Below are 21043 nucleotides of genomic sequence, written 5' to 3' on the forward strand. Positions count from 1 at the left end.
TTTCATTCATTCTCTATGATTAAATACGAGATTGCCACGCCTTCTGCAAAGCAGAAGGCTCGCAATGATAAAGGGGCTCTTACCCCGCTACGGAAGGAATTGTCGCTAAAACCTATACCCATAGAGGCGAGGAGCGAAGCGACGAAGCAACGAAGCAATCCCTTTTTGACACCACAAATGAGAGATTGCCACGCCGCCTTATGTGGGCTTGCCATGACAGATTGGTGGAGATTGGCACCCCTTAGGTTGGTTCTAAATTAGTTAATCGTTACTGAAGCATTTAATGAAAAGAGAAATAAACGACCTAAAAATATACTTGCGTGGTTTAATAAAATGTTTTAATATTTAGTTGCTAAATCCAAAAGGAAGGAGGTGAAAAAATGAAAAGAAGAGGATTTACACTCATTGAGCTGTTAGTCGTCATAGCTATCATCGCCATTCTTGCGGCGATTCTCTTTCCAGTTTTCAGTCGTGCTCGTGAGCAGGCGAGGAAATCCGCTTGTCTATCCAACACGAAGCAGATAGGTCTAGCTCTCTCAATGTACGCTCAGGACTGGGACGAGACGCTCCCTACTTGGCACTGGCCCTGTTGGGGACACGACGACGGAGGACTTGCCTGGTGGGAGCAATTGGCTCCTTATACGAAAAATTGGCAGGTCTTTGAGTGTCCCAGCTCTAACTCACCGGAGAGAACATGGGTTAGCGTCTGCTATCCTGAAAGATGGGGAAGACCGCAAAACTCCCATCCCTTGGACTATGGCTACAACGAAAGAATAATGAACCCGCTCAATTGGTGTGGACGAGGAGACGCTTCCACAGCTAAGCTCGCCACAATGGCTGCTCCCTCTGAGACGGTGGTAATTGCAGATGGAAGGCATGCCGTCCTCGGTGCCGCTTGGGATTCAAACACCGGCATTCACATTTGGCTCGCCTTTGCAAACGGCGGCAACTGGGACCCCTCCATCATCCAATGTTGTCCAGCACAGATATTGGACCTCCAAAAGTGTATAGAAAGATATAGCCGACATACAGGCGGCTCAAATATAGTCTTTGCTGATGGGCACGCTAAATGGTACGCAGCTCAGCAGTTGAAGGCGCGGTGGATGGGCGGAACTGTAAGATTCTGCCCGCCCGATATCTTTGGCACACGTTGAGAGAACAATCTCTGGGTAGGGAGGCAAGAAAACCTCCCTACCCACCCCAAAATTAGAAGCACCTCCTTTCAAATTAATTGACATTAAATACAAAGAATTTATATTCTAAGCAAAATGTATATTTGGAGGTGCCGAAATGAGGTTATGGATTTTTGTCATTACTGTAATCGCTATTTTGAACTTTGCGAATTGTGAGGGGATAAGGGACCGCTTTATCTGGATTTTCGGATTTGACTTCCAGAAGGAGGAGGAAATCCAAAAAATCAAGGAAATCCTCAAAGAGGCGAAGGAGAGCGGATATAATGGGATGGTCTTTTCCGCTGGGTTAGATTATCTATGCAAGCAGAACGAAATCTATTTTAAGCATCTCAGGGAAATCAAGGATTATTGCGACAAATTGAATTTTGAAATTGTGCCCGCTGTCTTCTCCATAGGCTATGGGGGTGGGCTCCTCGCTCACAACAGAAATCTCGCAGAGGGACTTCCCGTAAAAGATGCACTCTTCATAGTCAAGGGGAACAAAGCCTCGTTTGTTTCAGATTCAGATGTGAAAATCCTCAACGGAGGTTTTGAAGAGTTCAGCGGTAATAACTTCAAGAACTTCAATTTCCACGACCAGCCGGGGGAAGTAAGTTTCGTTGATAGTCAGGTGAAGAGAAGCGGAAATGCCTCCATTAGATTTGAAAACTTCACTGCTAATCCCTACGGACACGGGAGAATAATGCAGGAGATTTCAGTTAAGCCTTATAGATGCTATCGGATGAGCATATGGGTTAAGACTGAGAATCTTCAACCCTCAGGCTGTTTCAATCTGCTTGTTTTAGCGGACGATAGGGATTTAGCCCCAAGGACTTTCAATATCCCCTCAACAGCTGATTGGACGAAAGTAACGATGGTCTTCAATAGCCAAAAACACGATAAAGTGAGGGTATATGCAGGCGTTTGGGGAGCAAAGAAGGGGAAATTCTGGCTTGATGATTGGACGATTGAGGAAATCGGACCCCTGAATGTCTTGAGGCGTCCCGGTACTCCCGTCACAGTAAAAGACGAGGAAACGGGGCAGGTCTATGAAGAAGGAAGGGATTACGAGCCCCTCGTAGACCCCAACTTCACCTTCTGGAATTGGGATAGACCGGCGCCAACCCTAAAAATAACCCCAAATAGTCGTATAAAGGATGGGCAGAAATTAAGGGTGAGTTGGTATCATCCTATGGTGATTTATGAGTGGCAAGTTACAGTTTGTATGGCGGAGCCGGAAGTTTATGAGATTTTTGAACACGAAGCGAAATTGCTCTGGGATAATTTACATTACAAAAAGGTCCTTTTGAGCCACGACGAGATTAGGATGGGCGGGACTTGCAAAGCCTGTGAGGGAAAGGATATGGCGAAGCTTTTAGGGGAAAGCGTCACCAAGACGGTAAAAATCCTGAGAAAATACAATCCGAAGGCGGAAATTTACATCTGGTCGGATATGTTCGACCCAAATCATAACGCGAGGAATAATTATTATCTCGTGGAAGGAGATTTCAGCGGTTCGTGGAAATACATTCCTAAGGATTTAATCATTGCAGTTTGGGGTGGTGAGCCGAGGGAGAAAAGCTTGGAGTTCTTCGCTCAACAGGGATTTAGAACCTTGGTCGCTTGCTATTACGATGCTCCAAATGTAAACGATGTTAAAGGATGGTATGACCTTACAAAGAAATATAAAAATGTAATAGGTTTTATGTATACGACTTGGGAGAGAAAATATGAACTAATAAAAGATTTCGCCGAGGTCGTATGGAGAGGAGGTAAATGAAGTGAAGACTTTTTGCTTAATAGGCATTATAGCCTTTTTCCTTTCCCTAAATAGCCTTTGCGACAATGGTTTAATCGGCTTTTGGAGCTTTGAAGAAGGGGAAGGCAACTTTGTAATGGATAGCTCCGAGAACGGGATAAGAGGAGTGATAAGGGGAGCGAAGTGGACTAAAGGATTATGGGGCAATGCTTTGGAGTTTGACGGTAAGGGTGGAGTTCTCATAAACTCTTCTCTCCTTGATGGGATGAGCGAGCTGACGGTTGCCTTTTGGCTATATATAAAGGAAGACCGCCTTACCTCGCCTTTAGCGAAAAAGGATTGTATCTATCGCTTCATATTCTCTCCCGAGGGAGACCATTTCGTAGTCGCCACCGATAATAATCCCTGGTATAGCTATGGGACAGTTCTGCCGTTTAAAAATGCTCCCCGAGGCAAGTGGTTTTTCCTTGCGGGAACATACTCCAATGGAACTCTTAGGGTTTATATAAACGGAGAGCTCGTAGCGAGCCAAGCAGGGCTCTCAGGAAATATCAAGAAGAGCGAGGGGCCTCTAACATTGGGATTAGCCGATGGTCCAAATATAAAAAATTTCGTTGGTAAAATTGACGAATTGAGGATATATAATAGAGCGTTGAGCGATGAGGAGATAAGGACTCTTTATAATTCGTATTTTGAGGAGAAATATATAGTCCATATTTCTCAGGAGGGAAAATATATGGAATGGAATGGAGTTGAAATGGAAAAGATGTTTGAAAAAGAGGGAGTTTTGAGCTTTGAAATTAAAGGGGAGGAATCAGCTATAGTGAATAATTCCCTGAGGGTGCCAGTGGAGGGGAAGGATTTTCTCGTCCTTAATATGTCCATTTCCAAGGGGAAAGAAGGCAGGGTATTTTTCAAAACAACGGAAGGTTCAAGGATGGTTAGCTTTCCCTTGAAATCGGATGGCAAATTCCACACATATTGCGTTAAGCTTTCAGATTTCAAGGAATGGAAAGGCGAGCTCTTAGCGCTTTGTATTTTCCCTTCTGATGATAAATCAGAAGGGAAGCTTAGGAATTGTCAATTAAAAGACGCTCAATCAACTCCCCCTCAAATAGAGATACAATACTTTTTCTCGGATTTAGGCGTGAACAGGGCAAGGCGTCCAGTGAAAATCCTCGCGTTTCTAATAAATAAAGGTGGTAAAGGAAAGATTCAGGCGAGGTTAATCCCATGCAAGGGAGTGAAGGTTTTAGGCGAGGATAGGCAGGAAGTGGAGATTGAGCCGGGAGAGAGAAAGAGATTATCTTGGGAGGTTGAGGCGGAAAAACCTTTAGAGGGGGAATTGAAGCTCATCGTTTCCGTTCCCAACGGAGACGAGGAAACCGCCTCTTATAAAATCTCTTTCACGCCTCCTGTTGAGATTCGCGAAGCCTCCTACATACCTGAGCCTCAGCCCGTTAAGACAGATGTCCTTATCGGCGCCTGGAACTGCCCTCTCTGGGAGAATGCCGAGCTTTGGAAGACCGTCTTACGCGACCTCTGGAGGGTTCCCGTTTTGGGTTTTTACGATGAGCTCAATCCTGAGGTCAAGGATTGGGAGATAAAATGGGCAGTTGAACACGGAATTCAATTTTTCATCTTCTGCTGGTATAGAAGGAATCAAGGGAAGGCACCCATTCAAACAATTTATGAGAGACCAATAACTGAGGCATTATATAGGGCGAAATTCCTCCCCTTCATTAAGTTCGTAATAATGTGGGAAAACCAAGCGAGGGGGGTTGCCGGTGTCTCCGATGAAAACGACCTTCTCAACAATCTCCTCCCCTATTGGATTGAAACCTTCTTCAAGCACCCAAGCTATTTGAAGATTGATAATAAGCCTCTTCTCGTCATTTATCGTCCTGAATTTCTCATTGACGATTTGGGAGGTGTGGAGAATGTGAGGAGGGCTCTGGATAAGATGAGGGAGAAGTGCAAAGAGGCGGGATTTGATGGGTTGATAATAATAGGAGAATATAGAGGATTGGACCCCAATCATCTCAAATTGATGCGTGATATGGGTTTGGATTATACAAGCGCCTATGTATGGCCTGTGGCGGGGAATCCTACCCCCGATGTGGCGATTCAAAAACAGATTGAATATTGGACCAAGACGAGGGATATGGGAATCATACCACAGATTGTGACAGTCTCAATGGGATGGACAGGATGGCAGGACGAGGGGAGCATTTGGAAATTGCCACCCGAAGATTTCAAGAGGCTTTGCTTAAAGGCAAAGGAATTCATAAAGACACTACCATCCTCTCAATTGGGGAGCAGGATAATACTGATTGACAATTGGAACGAATTCGGTGAAGGGCATTATGTGATGCCACATAGGCAATATGGTTTTGGCTATCTTGATGCCATAAGGGAGGTTTTCAGCAACGCTCCCAAAGAACATGTAGACCTCATTCCCCAGGATTTGGGCTTAGGTCCTTACGAACATCCTCAATTCAGGGATGTTGAAAAGTGAAAAATTCATTGACAAAGCATATCAATTGGTCATTATTTATAAAACATTTTAATTGAAAGGAGGTTTTTGTATGAAGATTAAGCTTTCTCGTTCCGAGTATTACGACAAGGTTCTTGCCTGCTGGTTAGGCAAGAACATTGGAGGCACATTGGGAACGCCTTATGAAGGGCAGAAATTCGTACACTGTCTCTCCTACTTTGACCCTGTTCCCGATAAGCCGCTTCCCAATGACGACCTTGACTTCCAGCTCGTCTGGCTGAAGATGCTTGAGGACAAAGGAGTTAAGGTCGAGTTTTCCCATTTCGTTGAGCACTGGTTGAAATACCTATCAAACCATTGGTATGCCGAGTATTCTTTCTGCCTTTACAATCTGCAGAGGGGGTTGCGCCCTCCTATCTCGGGAACATTTCAGAATTATTTCGTTGATGAGATGGGTTCCCCCATCCGCTCGGAGATTTGGGCTTGCGTAGCTCCTGGCGACCCCCAGCTTGCCGCCTCTATGGCTTGGATGGACTCCTGTTTGGACCACGCCGGAGGGGAAGGACAATATGGGGAGATGTTCTGGGCTGCGGTTGAAAGCGCTGCCTTCGTGATCAAGGACCCCGAAACGCTTATTGACATCGGTTTATCCATGATTCCCACTTCCTCAAACATCTATCGCGTTATCAAGGAAGCGGTTTGGTGTTATAAGAGCGGAATGAAGTGGGATGCAGCGAGGGAGCATATCGTTACGCTCTTCGGTCATCATCAGCCCTGCAATGCTATTCCCAATCACGGCTTCATAATCCTCGGTTGGCTCTATGGTAAGGACTATGGGGATAAGCTATGTAAGGCGGTCAACTGCGGTTATGATACCGACTGCACAGGCGCTACCTTGGGTTCTCTCTTGGGCATCCTCTATGGAACGGCGGGTATTCCCGAGGAATGGCTCAAGCCAGTAGGAAAAGAGATAATACTCGTTCCCCTAACGGGTCAGTTCAATCACCCCAAGACGGTTGAGGAGCTGGCGGAACGAACGGTAAAGGTGGGTGAGAAGTTCTTGAAGGAGAACTCACAGGTCTCTGAGATTGGAGATGCGAACGAAACTCCTCCCAACCTCCTTTCCATCCTCTTCCGCAACGAGAAGCCGATGAAGCTCCTTTGCTTTGATGTCCATTCTGCTGTGGAGAAGGTCGGCGATTTGGATGTCGTTCTCCATTATAACGGTGAACCGATAGTAAGGGATGGTGTGGAGAAGATATTGGAGGTATCTATATTGAAGGATGGAGCTCCGCAGAAGAAGGATATAGAGGTGATGGTGCCGGAAGGTTGGAAGATGACGACCCCCGAGTGGAAGATAGACCGTTGGCAGTTCAGCGTATTGGCAGAAGATGCGGATGATAGAAACGAGATAAAGGTTAAGATAGAAGGTGGCGAGGTCAGCTACACTATTTTATCGGCGAAGAGCATAAAGATGATACCGGCAGCGCAATCTGCTCCAAAGGAAGGTTAAAGAAAAAGTATGGGCGGGAAGCGAAGCTTCCCGCCCTTTTTTTCACCTCTTAGATATCAGTCTCAACCACTCAATTTCTAAATTTTTGCCCTCACCCACAGCGAATATGATTACCTTGAAATTTCTTCGCCCTCTCCATCCCGTGGATTTCTGAATATCGCAAGCAAATACTCCCGTCCTTGCTGTATCCGATACCAAACATATATCCCTCATATCATCAATGGGACGAACCTTTAAAGCCCAGAGCCCATCGCAAAAGTTGATTTTTATCAGGAGAATGGGATATTCATCCAAGTCAACGCTGACCTCTCGCTCAACAGCGGAGTAGGGCATGCCCTTAGGGCATTCTATAATCGCTCCCTTTGGGGATTTGTAAATCTTGGCTCCACCTCCTGGCCATTTCTCCCAGAAGCCTAAATCTTTGAATGAATCCTCAAAACCCATCTCCTCTAACTTTAAAAGCTCTATTTCCACCTCTTTCTCAAGCCCGCTTACCCTATCTTTTACCGCAAGCGTTCCGCTCTTCTCTGCCTTCTCACTTGGTTCAATCTTTATTTTAATCGTGTTCGTTTCCCCACTTCTCAATGTCAACCTAATCTCTTTTGGGTAAACTTGATAATTTAGCGGTGCTTGTAGGACTAAATTAAAGTGTTTAGCCACTTTGAAGGGATTGCGCAGAGTTAAATTTATAGATGCAGGTTCCTTCGGTTTTATATATATTCTATCCTCGTCAGCATCTATCTGCCCCGCCAATCTCGCTGCGCACATCATCTCGTCAAGCCTCACAGCTTTGTATTTATCTCCCAGCTCATCCATTATAGCCTTGTAATAAAGGGGACAATTCTCGCTTACTCCACCATAGACCTCTATGAAGAAGGGAGGTTTGTGTCTTTCCGCAACCCTTCTTATTCTATCCGCTATCTCCTTTGGGGGTTCAGTGCCGGAGATGTAGAATATGGAGGCGTCCGGTTCAATGAGAGGTGTGCCATTTTCCAAATAATTGATTTTCGCTTCACCTCTTGGGTTCCTCAGCATTCCCAGCAAATCTGCTATTTTGGCGTATCTTGAATAAAGCTTAAGCGACTCAGATGTGCTCCAGGCATCTATGACTTCCTCATCAGCTAATTTGAGATAATGAGAGGTATGCTTGGCGAAGGAATCCAAATCGGGAAGCTTATCAATATAGACATAACCTGCGCCAGAGACACCAGCGAAGAAGTAATCGTTGGGAGTTGCGGTTGAGTAGTAGGCTTCCATCATTGCGGGGAACTCCGCTACCAAGATGGGGTTTACACCCCAGTTTATCGCCACTTCTCCTCTATGGGGATTTAACCAGCCACCCGCTTGCCAACCCGCGACTATCTTAGGTGTATCTCCTTCGTTCGTTACGAAAGCGATATAATATTTCTTCTCTAGCTTCGTGTTGGAAAGGGTGAATTTATAAGATTGCAGGAATTTGAAACCCTTGCTCAAAGGAGCTTTGCTGTGGAAGCTAAGGTTTGGAGCCCCACAGCACATAACATAATTGTTATGAGATGAGACTCGGACGGCGAAATCGCCTTCAGGCTCAGCCCAACCCCAAACTCCCGCAGGTTTATCCAGCTTATCCATTATCTCACCAAATAGCTTCGCGTCTTCAGGGTAGCCAGGTATTGGCGTGCCGTAAATTGAGGATGGCTTATCGGCAGGCGAGAGATTGAACACGAACATCCTTTTTGAGACGGCGAAATCCAAGCCGATTATTATCCCCGGGTCTCCACCGAGGTTTATATCGTCGTGGGAATGCCCTGCGCTATATACCATCTTTCTGTTGCAAAGGGGAAGCAGGTTCGCTATCGCCCATTCCCACCATTCCTTGTTGCTCCTTTTGGGTTCCAATAGATTCCTTCTTATGGGGAATTCTTTGAGGAAGGGTTCTTTTTCCAACATAGAAGGGGAGACGGGGATGAGGTCCTCTAAGCCGGCGTAAGTGCAAGCGATGTAGCGAGTGGCATCTATATTCGGGTCGTAAACTGCGAGCCCCTTGATATCGTTTTTGAATAAATTCAATAATTCCTTCAAGGATTCAATTTTCCGAAAATTAAAACCTTTCTTCTTTGCGTAATACTCCATCCACTTTTCATCTGAGGGACGCCATTGCCAGAAAAGCTCTTTAGTATCGTAGAAGAGGCGAGGTCCCTTTTTATTTACAATTCCTTGAAGTGAGAATAGAAGCAATTGATGGTCGTAATCCACATTCTTGATTTCAAACATATAGGCTGATTGTTGTGCTTGGGAAAGGGCAAATAAAAAATTTAAGAAAAACCAAACGGACAAAAACCTCAAGGTTCCCTCATGGGCGACTGCTCTTTTCATAATTCCTCACTCTCTTGACAATTTGACTGTTCCAACGCCTTCCAATTCCTTAATTTTTTGTATGACCTCGTCTATTCCCTCAATGGAGGGGATATCAACCCTCAACTCTATAGTTGCTATCTCCACTTCTATTTTCAGCTCTATATCCCTGATATCTATTCCATAATTTCCCAAAATTGTTCCTATCTCTCCAAGGAGTCCGGGACGATTTTTCCCTTCAATCGTTATTATTCTCTCCCGTTCTCTATGAAAGCCTCTCTCCACTCTTTTCAAGAGAACGAGGATTATGTAGGCGAAGAATGTGGCGATAATCGCTCCCCAGTAAAAGCCAACGCCTACCGCTATTCCCACTCCTGCAATCATCCAGATGCTTGCTGCGGTCGTCAATCCTCTTACTTCTGTGGGAGTTGACCTGATTATCGTGCCTGCTCCGATGAATCCGATACCTGTGACTATGCCTGAAGCCAATCTCATTGGGTCTGTGCCAACTATTGAGACGGAGACGATGGTCAAAAGAGTTGAGCCGAGGCAGACGAGCATATGGGTTCTAAGCCCAGCGGGTCTCTGCGCTATCTCTCTCTGCCAGCCCACGATGGCGGAGAGAAAAAGGGAAACGAACAATCTTAAAGCGACTTCATAAATAGGAAGTGGTAGGAGATTCATATTTTTATTCTACAATTTTTGGAAGTAATTATCAACAACCTCTAATCCATCTGCTTGTTCAACTGTTGAGATTTCCACGGGCTCCCATAGGGAGCCATCAAATTGAGAGTAAGTAGCACGCCTCAAGTGAGCTCACAATGATAGAAATATTTAGGTGGCTATCAAGTCTGCTTTCTGAAAACTTTCTACGAAACAAAATTTGCGACTTTATTGCCTTAATTAAAATTTGTTTATATTACGAAGTTAATCAGCCACTGAACTTTAATAGACTCCTCCAAAAGGCGATATGATGCCGTTTCCAATCTTTTTTATCTTTCAGCAACAGATTCTTTATCTCCTCTATATCTTTTGCTTCTATGGAGGAGCGGAATAGCGATTTCTCCCTTTGCGAGAGGTTGAGGGGAAAGGTTTCCAGAAGTTTTTTGCCTGTGTTAAGCCAAGATATTTGCGAACATATTCGGATGTTGAATATTTAAAAGTGGTCAGAAATTCGCTATCCGTTATTTCCCGGAAATGTTCAAGCATCAAATTGAAGTAATTGCGCAAAAGCGATAAATCCTCTTGGGAAAGCTTTGGCGTAAAAAAGATTTGAATTGGATGTGTGCGGTATTTTTCCTTAGTGACAACTATCCCATCCACTCGGAAGATTTCTCGCACATCGTAGATCCCACCCTTCCTTGCCAACTTCCTGTGTCAAGCGTCCTCAAGAAAAGCGGATTGCGTTTAAGCTTTTCATAAAGCTCCTTGTTCACACCATATATGCCAAATTTGTAAAAGCCTTTTGAGAAGCTATTTGCATCTAACAATTTAACTTTATACTCTCCCTTGTTTCTCTCAACTTCCTCAATAGTCAGATAAAACTTCACCTTTAGTCTCTCGTTAGCACGATATTGAACGACGAATTCCTCAAATTCTCCACGGGCACGAGAGGATGCAGACATTTGTGCCTGTGAACTCAAATATTTTCCTTTCAAAGATATAAGCTTTGTTTATTTTGTAAAAGGGCAGGAAATCCTGCCTGATTTTGTTGGAGACTGAGAAGCCGAAGAGGAAATTCGTGGAGATGATATAAATCATTTTCTTTATGCAATTGCACAAATCATTCATCAACGCAATTTGGTATAGGTCTTGATAGCCTTCATTTGGACCTGTAAAGTATCGCAGATTCCTTTCCGAGCTCTTCACGATATAGCCGATATATAGATAAGGTGGATTGGTTATGTGATAGGGAGGATATCTCAGATTTTTAAAATCGGGATAATTTAGCAAGGTATCTCTAACCTGAATATTTTTTCTCGCAATCTCTTGAGGAATTCCATATTTAATCGCATTTGCCACTGCTTTTTCCACCATTTCGGGCTGAATGTCGTAAAGAAAAACATGTTCTCTGAAGAAATCCGCTCTCTTATCTTGGGGGACGAGCTCTAAAATGGGGAGAACCAAATTTCCCTCTCCTGCGAATAAGTCTACCCAACTGAAATCGTAGAGGCATCCCTTTATATCTGGAAAAATGAATTCACGGAATATATCAATAGAGGTTAAATGGGCTCCGTATTCCCTCCGCTTCTTTTCAGTTAATGGATAGGGGGGCGCCTAAATCACGAACATAACCGATAGTTTCATCCTGTTTCATATTAAAATTTTAAAGCGAAAGACGCTGTTAATCAATTTTTAAAGGAAGGGAGTGCAGGGTGTCGGAATAGGTAGATTTAGAAGAAGAGCGATAGTTCCTGCTAAATCCGCGAATGTCTTGCGCGTTCCCAAGGGATTGGATTCCCTCCCTTTCTGATAGAATAGGATTGGGACATACTCTCTGCTGTGGTCAGTGGAGGGAGTGGTTGGGTCGCAGCCGTGGTCGGCAGTGATAAAGAGGCTATCCTCGCCAATGGACTCCAAAAGGGTTGGGAGGAAGTTATCAAATTCCTTTAAAGCATTGGCGAAGCCAATGGGGTCGTTGCGGTGCCCATAGAGCATATCAAAATCAACGAGATTGGCGAGGAGTATGCCATCCCAATCCTGCTCCAAAGCTTCTATTATCTTATCCATAGTATCCTTGTTTGAACCGGAAGGGAGATGGTTGGTAAATCCTTTCCCGGCGAATATATCGTAAACTTTCCCTATCGCGACGGTCATGTAGCCGGCTTTCTTAGCTAAGTCCAATATCGTTGGACGAGGTGGAGGAAGGGAGAAGTCTTTTCTCCTTTCCGTGCGATAAAATGAGCCGGGTTCGCCAAGGAAAGGACGGGCTATAACTCTTCCAACCGCGTGTTTTCCTTTGAGGATACGTCTTGCGATTTTGCACATTTTATACAGCTCTTCAGGAGGGATTATCTCCTCATGGGCAGCTATTTGAAATACGCTATCGGCGGATGTGTAAACTATTGGGTGGCCGGTCCGCATATGCTCCTCTCCAAGCTTTTTGATTATCTCCGTTCCCGAGGCAGGGATATTCCCCAGTATATCTCTCTTAATCGCTTTTTTGAATGGTTCTATTATCTCCGCTGGAAAGCCGTTGGGGTAAGTGGGGAATGGTTTTCTCTTAATGACCCCCATAAGCTCCCAATGTCCAACGGTGGTGTCCTTAGCGGGAGAGCGCTCCGCCATCTTGCCATATGAGGCTAAGGGATTTTTCACAGGCGAAATGCCTTTTATGGGAACGATATTGCCCAAACCAAGTTTCTCTAAATTGGGTAAATTCAACCCGCCTACATATTCCGCTGTGTTCTGAAGCGTTGCCGAGCCCTCGTCACCGAATAAGTGGGCATCGGGAAGTTCTCCCACGCCCACTCCGTCTAACACGACAACTGCTATCCTCATCTCAAGCCCTCGGATGGCTTTCCTTAAATACTTCTTTCAAGTGTTTTGTTGATATATGAGTGTAAATCTCAGTCGTAGTTATAGAGCTATGCCCCAGCATCTCTTGGATTGAGCGGAGGTCGGCGCCTCCTTCCAAGAGATGGGTTGCGAATGAATGGCGCAAGGTGTGAGGAGATATCTCTTTTTTAATTCCCGCCATTTTTGCGTATTTTTTCACTATCTTCCACATACTTACTCTTGACAGCTTCCCTCCTCCTTTCCTTAGAAAAAGCCAGCGGGTGTCCTTTTTAGCTAAAGCCAACCTCGCTCCAGAGATATATTCCTTGAGCCATTTCTTGGCGAGGCTTCCCAGGGGGACTATTCGTTCCTTTTGTCCTTTCCCTTTACATCGGAGAAATTCGCCTTCCAGGTCAACATCGTCAATTCGTAGATTTGAGGCTTCAGATATTCTCAGACCACTGCTATAGAGAAGCTCAAGAAGCGCCTTATCTCTCAATCCGTAGACATTTGAGGTATCTGGTTGAGAGAGAAGGCGCTCAATTTCTTCTACGCTCAAGACCTTTGGCAAAGATTTTGAAGGCGTGGGTGTTTCTAATTTTTCGTATAATCCTCCCTCAATATAGCCTTCTCTTTGAAGGAATTTGAGCAAACCCTTGACCGCGGAAACTTTTCGCATCACGCTTCTAGGCTTAAATTTTTCCTTTAAAAAAGAAAGAAATGACAAAAGCAAATCCTCGTTTAAATTGTCAATTTCTTTTATTTCCCTGGATTGTAAATATTGAAGGAATTGCCTTAAGTCGTTTTTGTAAGAGTAAAGTGTATTATCTGAAAGCCCTCTTTCCGTGCGGAGAAAGAGGATATATTGTTTTATCGCTTCCTCTGTCGTCATATCAAACCTTCCTCCATCTATGATGAAGCCAAAGCCATTGTTCAGGGTATTTTCTTACCCATCCTTCTATTATTTCGTTGAATTTTGCTGTATTTTTAATGACATTTTCCCGGAAATTGCCGTTTTTCATAAGGGAAATTGGTTTTCCGATATAAACTAAATGGCGCTTACCAATCCTAACATCAAAAGCGGGAAGGACGGGAGCACCGCTGCGGAGGGCTAAAATCGCTGCGCCCGGCGGTGTGGATACTGGGATGCCGAAGAAGGGAACATTTACCCCGCCTATAAGGATATTTTGGTCGCTTAAAACTGCCACGATGTTTCCTTTTTTAAGACATGGAATAAGGGGAATAATCCCATTATCTACCGAAATTGTATTATAACCCTTGCAATTCCTGATTTGCCTTACTTTTTCCTCAAATTTGTCTTGGGGTCGAGCTGGAGAGATTATATTGAAACCCTCTAAAGCTAAGCGGGCACCTATCAATTCCCAGTTGCCGAGGTGGGCGGTTAGAAGTATCACCCCTTTTCCCATGGATAAAGCTTCGGTTAGATTTTCCCTCCCTTGTAAAAGGCAGAATTCTTTCATATCTTTTGGGGAAAGGAAAGGGAGGGTAATGAATTCAACCAATGACATTCCCAAGTTCTTGAAGACCTCCAAGGCGAGACATCTTTTATCCTCTCCCAATATTACGGATAGATTCGCTCTCGCTAACGCCTTGCGGTGGATGGAAAATAAATAAGTTAAAACGCCGAGGAATTTCCCTATATATAGACGAAAGGGTAGGGGTGTCAATCGGCAGACGAATTGAACCGATTTCAAAAAAGCGTAAGCTATCCATTCAAGAAAATCCTTCACATAATTTATGTTAACAAAAAGCCCCAAAAGGTCAATAAATAATACTTTAGTTTAATAATGCCCCAAAATAGACATGGCAACTTTCCTTACTACCAAATTTAAAACATAAAAAGTTCAACAAAAAGCGGATGTATATTTGACTTTTTTTATAGGAAATATATAATGATTTTTAAAGGCAATGTTAAGATTGAGAAGAGAATCTCTCAAGGTTCAAGGTATGCATTGTGCCTCCTGCGTGAGGAAAATAGAGGCAGGAGTAAGAAAACTTCCTGGCGTTAAGAAAGTGGATGCAAATTTACTTAATAAGCAGGTTTATGTTGAATATTTGGAGGATAAACTCAGCTTATCTCAGATAAAGAGGGCAATTGAGGAAATAGGGTATAAAGTCGTAGAGAACAAAAGGGAAGCGGAGAGAGCAGAGGTTGCCAGGCTAAAGAGGATGTTCCTTTTAGCCCTTTCTTTTTCGTTTCCTCTCTTCTATGTTTCTATGGGAAGGCATATGGGCTTCCCTTTCCCTTCTTATCTTGAGAAATCTATTCCCACTTTACAATTTCTCTTTACAACGCCTATAATTCTCTGCGGCTATCGTTTCTATTCTCAAGGTATTGGAGCTGTTATTAAGACGAAGCAAGCAGATATGAACACCCTTGTTGCTTTAAGCACAGCTTCAGCTTATATTTACAGCCTTGTAATCACTATAGAGATTTGGCTTGGGCTTAAAGCCTCCCAAGGGGCGAGGCTTTATTTCGAGATAGCTGGTTTTCTTATCTTGTTCATTCTCTTGGGAAGGCTATTGGAAGCCATAGCGAGGGGAAGGACGAGCGAAGCAATTGAGAAACTGTTAAATCTCCAAGCGAAATTCGCCCACCTGATAAAGAATGGAGAAGTGTTTGATGTCCCGGTGGAGAAGTTAAATATTGGCGATATTCTTCTTGTTAAACCAGGGGAGAAGATACCAACAGATGGTGTTATAATTGAGGGTTATTCTGATATTGACGAGTCGCTTCTAACGGGAGAAAGCATACCTGTGGAGAAAAAGGAAGGAGATACCGTGAAAGGTGGTACAGTAAACACTTTCGGCAGTTTCAAGATGAAAGTGACGGAAGTAGGAGAGGGGACTTTCCTTGCCCAGATGGCAAGATTGATGGAGGAAGCACGAACGAATAAGGCACCTCTACAGGAATTGGCGGATAGAATATCTTCTTATTTCGTCCCTTCAGTGTTGTTAATTAGCCTCATAACTTTTCTTGCCTGGTATTACCTCGGAAAGGGTATAAGTTTTGCCTTTCTAAATTCTATCTCTGTCTTAATCATAGCCTGTCCCTGTGCTCTCGGCTTGGCAACTCCCATAGTAATAGCGGTTGCGATTGGCTTAGGAGCAAAGAGAGGAATCCTCTTCAAGAGTGGGAGGGCAGTTCAGTTGCTTTCGCAAATAGATGTTTTCGTCTTTGATAAAACTGGGACACTAACGGAAGGAAGACCTCAGGTGGCAGATATTATCTCTCTTGGCGAATTATCTGAAGAGGAAGTCCTCCTCTATGCCGCTATAGCGGAGAGAAGAAGTGAACATCCCCTGGCGGCAGCGATAAACTCTGAAGCACAAAAGAGAGGATTAGTTCCTCCTGAACCAGACGAGTTTAATTATACTCCGGGAAAAGGAGTGGTAGTTAAATATAAAGGAAGGGAGATAAGGGTAGGAGGGAGAGGGATTGTAGATGGGAACCCCGATGAGAAGCAAATAGCCGAGCGAAGGGAAAGATTTGAGGAAGAAGGTAAAACAATAGTTTATTTGGTTGTAGATGGGAAAATCAAGGGTGTGATAACCTTTGCGGATAGGGTTAAAGAAGGAGCGATTCTGCTTATCGGGACGTTAAGGAGGCTTGGAAAAAGGGTGATTATAATATCTGGTGATAGCGAGATAACAGCGAAAGCGGTAGGGAGGATGATTGGGGTACAGGAGGTGATAGCGGGCGTTTTGCCCAGTGAAAAAGGGAGAGTGATAAAGAAGTTGAAGGAGAAAGGAAAAGTTGCGATGGTAGGAGATGGTGTAAACGATGCTATTGCTTTGGCTGAAGCGGATTTGGGAATCGCTATGAGCTCGGGAAGCGACATCGCGATCGAGGCGGGAGAGATTGTTGTGTTAGGGGGAAATTTGGCAAGAATTTATGAGGCAATAAGAATTAGCTCGCTTTCGTTAAGAAAGATAAAACAGAATCTCTTTTGGGCTTTCTTCTATAACTCCATTGGGATAGGAATTGCCAGTGGGCTGTTGTATCCTTTTACTGGGATACATCTTAATCCTCTTATTGCGGGAATAGCGATGATTTTGAGCGACCTTGTTGTCGTTCCTAATTCCCTGTTTATGGGCAGGTTGTATCGTCATATCTAGACGGCTTTTTCCCCTCTGCTAATATCAAGGGTGATTCTACCTTTCCATCTTTTCTTCTGCGATTTATAATCTTAAAGGAATGTTGGAGAAATTGAGAAGTTTGCGGGATTCTCTTGGATTGAAAGGCATAAAGATAGCGATGATTTGCGGCTCTTATCCATCCAGGGAAAAGCCTTACAGTGGATTCTTCCATAGCTTAGCAAGGGTTTATAAAGAGCTTTTCTTTCTTTTCGTTTTCGTGCCAGGGGAAAATAAGGAATATGAATATGATGGCGTGGTAGTGAAAAGGGAAGAGCCTATGGAGATTTATAGAGAAGTTATATCTACTAGTCCCGATATCTTATTAGTTATGCCGGCTTATCCTCCCTCCTTACTCAACCTTGCCTCTCTCATTAAAGAGCGTCTTCGCTCGCCAAGGATTACCTTTCCCATCGGCATTGCTGATGCTTTCTATACTCCATTTTATTATTACCAACTCTACGGGAAGCTTCCCAAAAACGCAATAATAATGGAGTTCGTGAGAATGCATCATTTAAGAAGATATATAAAAAGAAGCGATGAGCTCGGCGATTTCATTGTCCATCCCTCAAATTGGCAGAGGGTAGCTTGTGAAAGAAGCACCTGTTATAAGGCAAGAAATGTAAGGATAATTCCTTTTCCCGTTGATACGAGGATTTTCCGTTTCCAGCCTCGTAAAGGAAGGGTTGAGAAGCTAATTTGTGTCCGTCCACATAGCGTCAGGAAATATGCCGTTGACCTCGTGATAAAAGCTTCCAGAGGCAAATACAAGACCGATATTTACGGAGAAGGACCGTTGCTGATGAAACATATGGCTTTAGCTCGGAGATTAGGGGCGAATGTTGAGTTTTTCCCCAAATTCTTTATCACTCACCGAGATTTTGCCGAGGCTTGCTACCGCTATGATATGGGACTTATGTTCACTCGTGCTGATACACAGGGAGTTACCGTTTGCGAGATGCAGGCTACAGGCTTGCCCGTGGTAACCTCCTCCGTTTGGGCGGTTCCAGAATTCGCCATTTTGGAACTATACTTCTAACAATATCCAAAAATCAGGGATGAGATAAAAAAAGCTTGGAAGAGCATCAATTATTTCAAGGAGTTGCTCGTCTGCAAAAAAGCATTCGCTCCCTCTTCTTTATTTCCCTGCATTCATAGTCTGGATTATATTGGAGGAGGGTTTTTCTTATCTCAATAGGGTCCTTGGGGCGATGATATATAGAGACAGCCATTTTGGGTTTGAAGTTAGCTATGGTTTGCTTAGCACCATACAGAGCATCCAGTTCACCACCCTCTATATCCATCTTTATAAAATCCACCCTTTCCAAGTTAAGTTCCTCTATTATGGAGTCCAATGTTTTACCCTGAACAACTTCAAAATTATTGGTTAAGGCTTCCCGAATCACTTTGTGTTCTATATTTTTGTAGAGGGAATGACTGGCAGGGCTTATAGATAGGAATAACTTAAGTTCGCAATTTTCCTTGTATAGAGCGTATCTCAAAGGGATGATTTCGCCAACTTTACCTCTATTCAATTCAGCTGTTCGCCTAAGAATCCTAAAATTAGCTTCCTCAGCCTCAATCGCGACAACTTTTCCTCTTAACCCAACCTTCCGGGCGAATATTAAACTTGCAACACCTATATTAGCTCCGCAATCAATAACGATATCACCTTCTTCTATTTCCACAGGATATTCTTCATATTCACTAAGCAGATATATTTCTTGGAGAGCTTCAGAGAAAGTTCTTATATACCCTTTGGGGATTAGAAAAAGGAGTCCGTTCTTCTCGTATATCTTTCCTTCAGATGTTGAGCAGATAAGTTTAAGGTTGTGAGCAAGGCTTTCTATTCCGTTTTCCATAAATCTACTTGGAATTGGGAACAAATAAAAAAATCTTGCCAAGAAATACAGCAACCTCTCTCTAAATGGGACTCCTTTACCTCTGCGATGGGCAATTATTGTATTTAAAGCCTTTTCAATCTCGCTTGCCCTTGCCAAGAACGCTTTTTGAATGAAGGAGATTGGGTTTTTCATTTAATTTATTTAATGTTGTGAGCCCTTTTAAGAACCTCTCTATGAACTATATGCTGGGGCTCCAAAATCGCTATGCGATAAGCGGTTTTATCTATTGTGATTGCCTTATTTTTAGCCATCGCTCCTATGAATAAGAAACGATTATTTCCGAGCGAATGAAGGGGAATCGCATACTCCAAACACTTCCCTGATACAGTCGGCTTGAATTCCTTTGTCAACATAAATCTCTTCTCGTTTGCTTCTTCTATTCCTCCATACATTGAAATGTAATATCTTACTTTTATGCTTATATTTTTTGCCGTTTTAAGCATCAAGTAAAGGTTATCAGAATCACGACAAGCATAAATGTAGGTTATATCGGCTTCAGGTTCTAATATTTTCCATAAGATATCCTTCTGGGGGTCTATTATGAATGGAGGTATTCCCGTCCAATCCTCCGCCTTTCCATCCACTTTAATCCTTCCATTATTTACTAAATGTATTGGCAGAGCGTTCTTCTCATCCGCGAAAAGCTCGTTTGAACGGGCAAATGCAAACATAAACTTCCTCATTCTCGGCACAAGTTGGGTCTTGTATGTATTTATTGCCTCATACTTTAGTCGCACGATATCCTGCGGAAGTGAAAAGCTCCTCCAATGAAATCCCAAGCCCAAAAGGGTGGAGGGTGGTTTTATCGTTTCCTCCATTTTCAAACCTCTGGGGTAGGGGAAACGACCCCTGTGGACCACGTAGGTGTAGGTTTGGGGTGAGAAGTTATGTTTTTCTCTTATCTCCAGGAGGGCTATATTTACGAAGGAATTAACTGCCCAGTGCGTTGGGTGGGCATCCTCCGCTGAGGGAATGAAGATATGAGTGGGTTTGTAATCAAGGATTATTTTCTCCAAATCCTCAAGAAGGGAGCGTCCGCAATAGGGTGCGTTTTTATGATAGATGTTATTGAAGGGAGAAAAACGGGTGTGGAGGAGTGTATGCGTGTAGAGCTGATTATACTCCCAGTATTTTTCCCAAAGAAGGCATAAATCTGTATCGGGATAACCCAAGAAAATAACATCCTCTCTGGGCACACCGAGAAATTCCATTGCGGACAGAGTTTCCTTCTGTCTTTTCTCTCCGAATTTTATATAGTAGGAGGGTGGAAGTAAGACTTTCTTATAATGGATATGGGCAGCGTAGGAAAAGGACTCGCCGTTCGTCACGACTACCACTTTAACCGGAATACCTTTTCTCCTTGCAAGCGCGATGAGACCGCCACAAGCAAGCGTTTCATCGTCAGGATGGGGAGCGATGACCATTATCTTCTTCATCTCCGATAAAGGTGGCATTGGCAGGAGGGGGTAAAGCTGGTTTCCAATCCCAGAAGGATTGTGTCGGAATACGAGAAGAAAGAATAGGGGGAAAACGAAGAGGATTGTTCTCGCTATATGTCTAATCATAGCAGGTTAATATAGCCAGGATATTTCTGTTCTCCTGAATTTTTTCTGCCATAAAGCCTGCTTTCTTCGCCAGTTCCTCTATCTCTTCCTTCCTAAAGGCATGATAATAACGGGGGGCTTTCTCCTTTCCGAAAGGAATTATTATATCCCCGCTCTCGTCTATCTTTTCCCTATGTTTTTCCTCTTTCCAAAGATTCCAAACTGTGAGCATAACCTTGCCTCTTTTATTCAGCAATTTCTTCGCTTTTTTAAGAAAATTTAAGCGAGTTCTTATCGTGGGAAAGTGATGGAGGACGGCTATTGCGAAAATAAAATCGTAATCATTTCCTAATCGTTTATAGGGTAAAGTCAAGAAATCGCCCACTATAAATCTTCTTTCAGGATATTTTCTTCTTGCTTCTTCAATCAAACCCTTACACAAATCAACTCCTAAATATCGGATATTTCGAGGCAAAACGGATAGAAGACGCCCGTTTCCACAGCCTATATCCAGCACTTTTGCTCCCTCAAATACTTCCTTCCCCAACTCCTCCATTTCCTCCCAGGGCTTTGACCTCGTCTGGGAGAACTCTTTCGCGACGCTTTCATAAGTCTTTTTCAATTGCTCTTTCACTTCTTTATAAGTCAGCTTCATTTTTAAATT

At 43.6% G+C, this 21043-nt stretch carries 15 protein-coding genes and 1 pseudogene; 7 read left to right on the forward strand and 9 right to left on the reverse strand.

The features are described from left to right. Positions 1-15: 15 nt before the first annotated feature. The 5 genes from H5T88_03945 (at position 16) to H5T88_03965 (ending at position 6941) form a co-directional block, all read left to right on the forward strand. A complete protein-coding gene (locus H5T88_03945; protein MBC7329491.1) occupies positions 16-261 on the forward strand; it encodes a hypothetical protein in 246 nt (81 codons plus the stop codon). A gap of 119 nt (positions 262-380) precedes the next feature. Continuing rightward, positions 381-1154, forward strand: a complete 774-nt coding sequence (locus H5T88_03950; protein ID MBC7329492.1) for a DUF1559 domain-containing protein — start codon at positions 381-383, stop codon at positions 1152-1154. A 136-nt stretch (positions 1155-1290) separates the two neighbouring features. Continuing rightward, positions 1291-2952: a carbohydrate binding domain-containing protein gene (locus tag H5T88_03955; GenBank protein MBC7329493.1), complete on the forward strand. Its 1662-nt coding sequence runs from the start codon at positions 1291-1293 to the stop codon at positions 2950-2952. A 1-nt stretch (position 2953) separates the two neighbouring features. After that, positions 2954-5449 carry a glycoside hydrolase family 99-like domain-containing protein gene (locus tag H5T88_03960; protein ID MBC7329494.1) on the forward strand — a complete coding sequence of 832 codons (2496 nt, stop codon included), beginning with the start codon at positions 2954-2956 and terminating at the stop codon, positions 5447-5449. A gap of 70 nt (positions 5450-5519) precedes the next feature. Next, positions 5520-6941 (forward strand): ADP-ribosylglycohydrolase family protein, encoded by a 1422-nt coding sequence (locus tag H5T88_03965; protein ID MBC7329495.1) that lies wholly within the window; start codon positions 5520-5522, stop codon positions 6939-6941. A gap of 42 nt (positions 6942-6983) precedes the next feature. Here H5T88_03965 and H5T88_03970 read toward each other — a convergent pair whose 3' ends face one another. The 6 genes and pseudogenes from H5T88_03970 to H5T88_03995 all read right to left on the reverse strand — a co-directional run bounded on the left by H5T88_03970 (position 6984) and on the right by H5T88_03995 (position 14524). Beyond that, entirely contained in the window at positions 6984-9296 is a 2313-nt protein-coding gene (locus H5T88_03970) for a hypothetical protein (protein ID MBC7329496.1), read from the reverse strand. Between the two features lie 6 nt (positions 9297-9302). Continuing rightward, positions 9303-9959, reverse strand: a complete 657-nt coding sequence (locus H5T88_03975) for an MgtC/SapB family protein (GenBank protein ID MBC7329497.1) — start codon at positions 9957-9959, stop codon at positions 9303-9305. Between the two features lie 354 nt (positions 9960-10313). Further along, a pseudogene (locus tag H5T88_03980) lies at positions 10314-11492 on the reverse strand (SAM-dependent DNA methyltransferase). A 138-nt stretch (positions 11493-11630) separates the two neighbouring features. Further along, entirely contained in the window at positions 11631-12776 is a 1146-nt protein-coding gene (locus H5T88_03985; GenBank protein ID MBC7329498.1) for a phosphopentomutase, read from the reverse strand. A gap of 1 nt (position 12777) precedes the next feature. Then, positions 12778-13665: a site-specific tyrosine recombinase XerD gene (gene xerD / locus H5T88_03990; GenBank protein MBC7329499.1), complete on the reverse strand. Its 888-nt coding sequence runs from the start codon at positions 13663-13665 to the stop codon at positions 12778-12780. A 1-nt stretch (position 13666) separates the two neighbouring features. Beyond that, positions 13667-14524 (reverse strand): lysophospholipid acyltransferase family protein, encoded by an 858-nt coding sequence (locus tag H5T88_03995; protein MBC7329500.1) that lies wholly within the window; start codon positions 14522-14524, stop codon positions 13667-13669. Positions 14525-14702: 178 nt separating this feature from the next. Between H5T88_03995 and cadA the strand changes: the two genes are divergently transcribed. Together cadA and H5T88_04005 are read left to right on the forward strand one after the other, a co-directional pair. Further along, positions 14703-16913, forward strand: a complete 2211-nt coding sequence (gene cadA, locus H5T88_04000) for a cadmium-translocating P-type ATPase (GenBank protein ID MBC7329501.1) — start codon at positions 14703-14705, stop codon at positions 16911-16913. Between the two features lie 79 nt (positions 16914-16992). Continuing rightward, positions 16993-17970, forward strand: a complete 978-nt coding sequence (locus H5T88_04005; protein MBC7329502.1) for a hypothetical protein — start codon at positions 16993-16995, stop codon at positions 17968-17970. Positions 17971-18025: 55 nt separating this feature from the next. On the opposite strand, the gene H5T88_04010 is transcribed toward H5T88_04005, so the two are convergent. The 3 genes from H5T88_04010 to H5T88_04020 are packed head-to-tail and all read right to left on the reverse strand — an operon-like array spanning position 18026 to position 21034. After that, positions 18026-18967, reverse strand: coding sequence for an FkbM family methyltransferase (locus H5T88_04010; GenBank protein ID MBC7329503.1), 942 nt, complete (start codon positions 18965-18967; stop codon positions 18026-18028). Between the two features lie 5 nt (positions 18968-18972). Continuing rightward, positions 18973-20400, reverse strand: a complete 1428-nt coding sequence (locus H5T88_04015) for a PIG-L family deacetylase (protein MBC7329504.1) — start codon at positions 20398-20400, stop codon at positions 18973-18975. Further along, positions 20393-21034 carry a methyltransferase domain-containing protein gene (locus H5T88_04020; GenBank protein MBC7329505.1) on the reverse strand — a complete coding sequence of 214 codons (642 nt, stop codon included), beginning with the start codon at positions 21032-21034 and terminating at the stop codon, positions 20393-20395. Before H5T88_04020 ends, H5T88_04015 begins: the two co-directional genes overlap by 8 nt. Positions 21035-21043: the final 9 nt, after the last annotated feature.

The sequence above is a fragment of the bacterium genome (assembly GCA_014360495.1).
Classification (GTDB): domain Bacteria; phylum Armatimonadota; class JACIXR01; order JACIXR01; family JACIXR01; genus JACIXR01.

Excerpts from the sequence above, each read along its gene's own strand:
- H5T88_03945 (MBC7329491.1), top strand. The coding sequence starts at position 16 with ATGATTAAATACGAGATTGCCACGCCTTCTGCAAAGCAGAAGGCTCGC.
- H5T88_03950 (MBC7329492.1), top strand. The coding sequence starts at position 381 with ATGAAAAGAAGAGGATTTACACTCATTGAGCTGTTAGTCGTCATAGCT.
- H5T88_03955 (MBC7329493.1), top strand. The coding sequence starts at position 1,291 with ATGAGGTTATGGATTTTTGTCATTACTGTAATCGCTATTTTGAACTTT.
- H5T88_03965 (MBC7329495.1), top strand. The coding sequence starts at position 5,520 with ATGAAGATTAAGCTTTCTCGTTCCGAGTATTACGACAAGGTTCTTGCC.
- H5T88_03970 (MBC7329496.1), bottom strand. The coding sequence starts at position 9,296 with ATGAAAAGAGCAGTCGCCCATGAGGGAACCTTGAGGTTTTTGTCCGTT.
- H5T88_03975 (MBC7329497.1), bottom strand. The coding sequence starts at position 9,959 with ATGAATCTCCTACCACTTCCTATTTATGAAGTCGCTTTAAGATTGTTC.
- H5T88_03985 (MBC7329498.1), bottom strand. The coding sequence starts at position 12,776 with ATGAGGATAGCAGTTGTCGTGTTAGACGGAGTGGGCGTGGGAGAACTT.
- xerD (MBC7329499.1), bottom strand. The coding sequence starts at position 13,665 with ATGACGACAGAGGAAGCGATAAAACAATATATCCTCTTTCTCCGCACG.
- cadA (MBC7329501.1), top strand. The coding sequence starts at position 14,703 with ATGTTAAGATTGAGAAGAGAATCTCTCAAGGTTCAAGGTATGCATTGT.
- H5T88_04005 (MBC7329502.1), top strand. The coding sequence starts at position 16,993 with ATGTTGGAGAAATTGAGAAGTTTGCGGGATTCTCTTGGATTGAAAGGC.
- H5T88_04010 (MBC7329503.1), bottom strand. The coding sequence starts at position 18,967 with ATGAAAAACCCAATCTCCTTCATTCAAAAAGCGTTCTTGGCAAGGGCA.
- H5T88_04015 (MBC7329504.1), bottom strand. The coding sequence starts at position 20,400 with ATGATTAGACATATAGCGAGAACAATCCTCTTCGTTTTCCCCCTATTC.
- H5T88_04020 (MBC7329505.1), bottom strand. The coding sequence starts at position 21,034 with ATGAAGCTGACTTATAAAGAAGTGAAAGAGCAATTGAAAAAGACTTAT.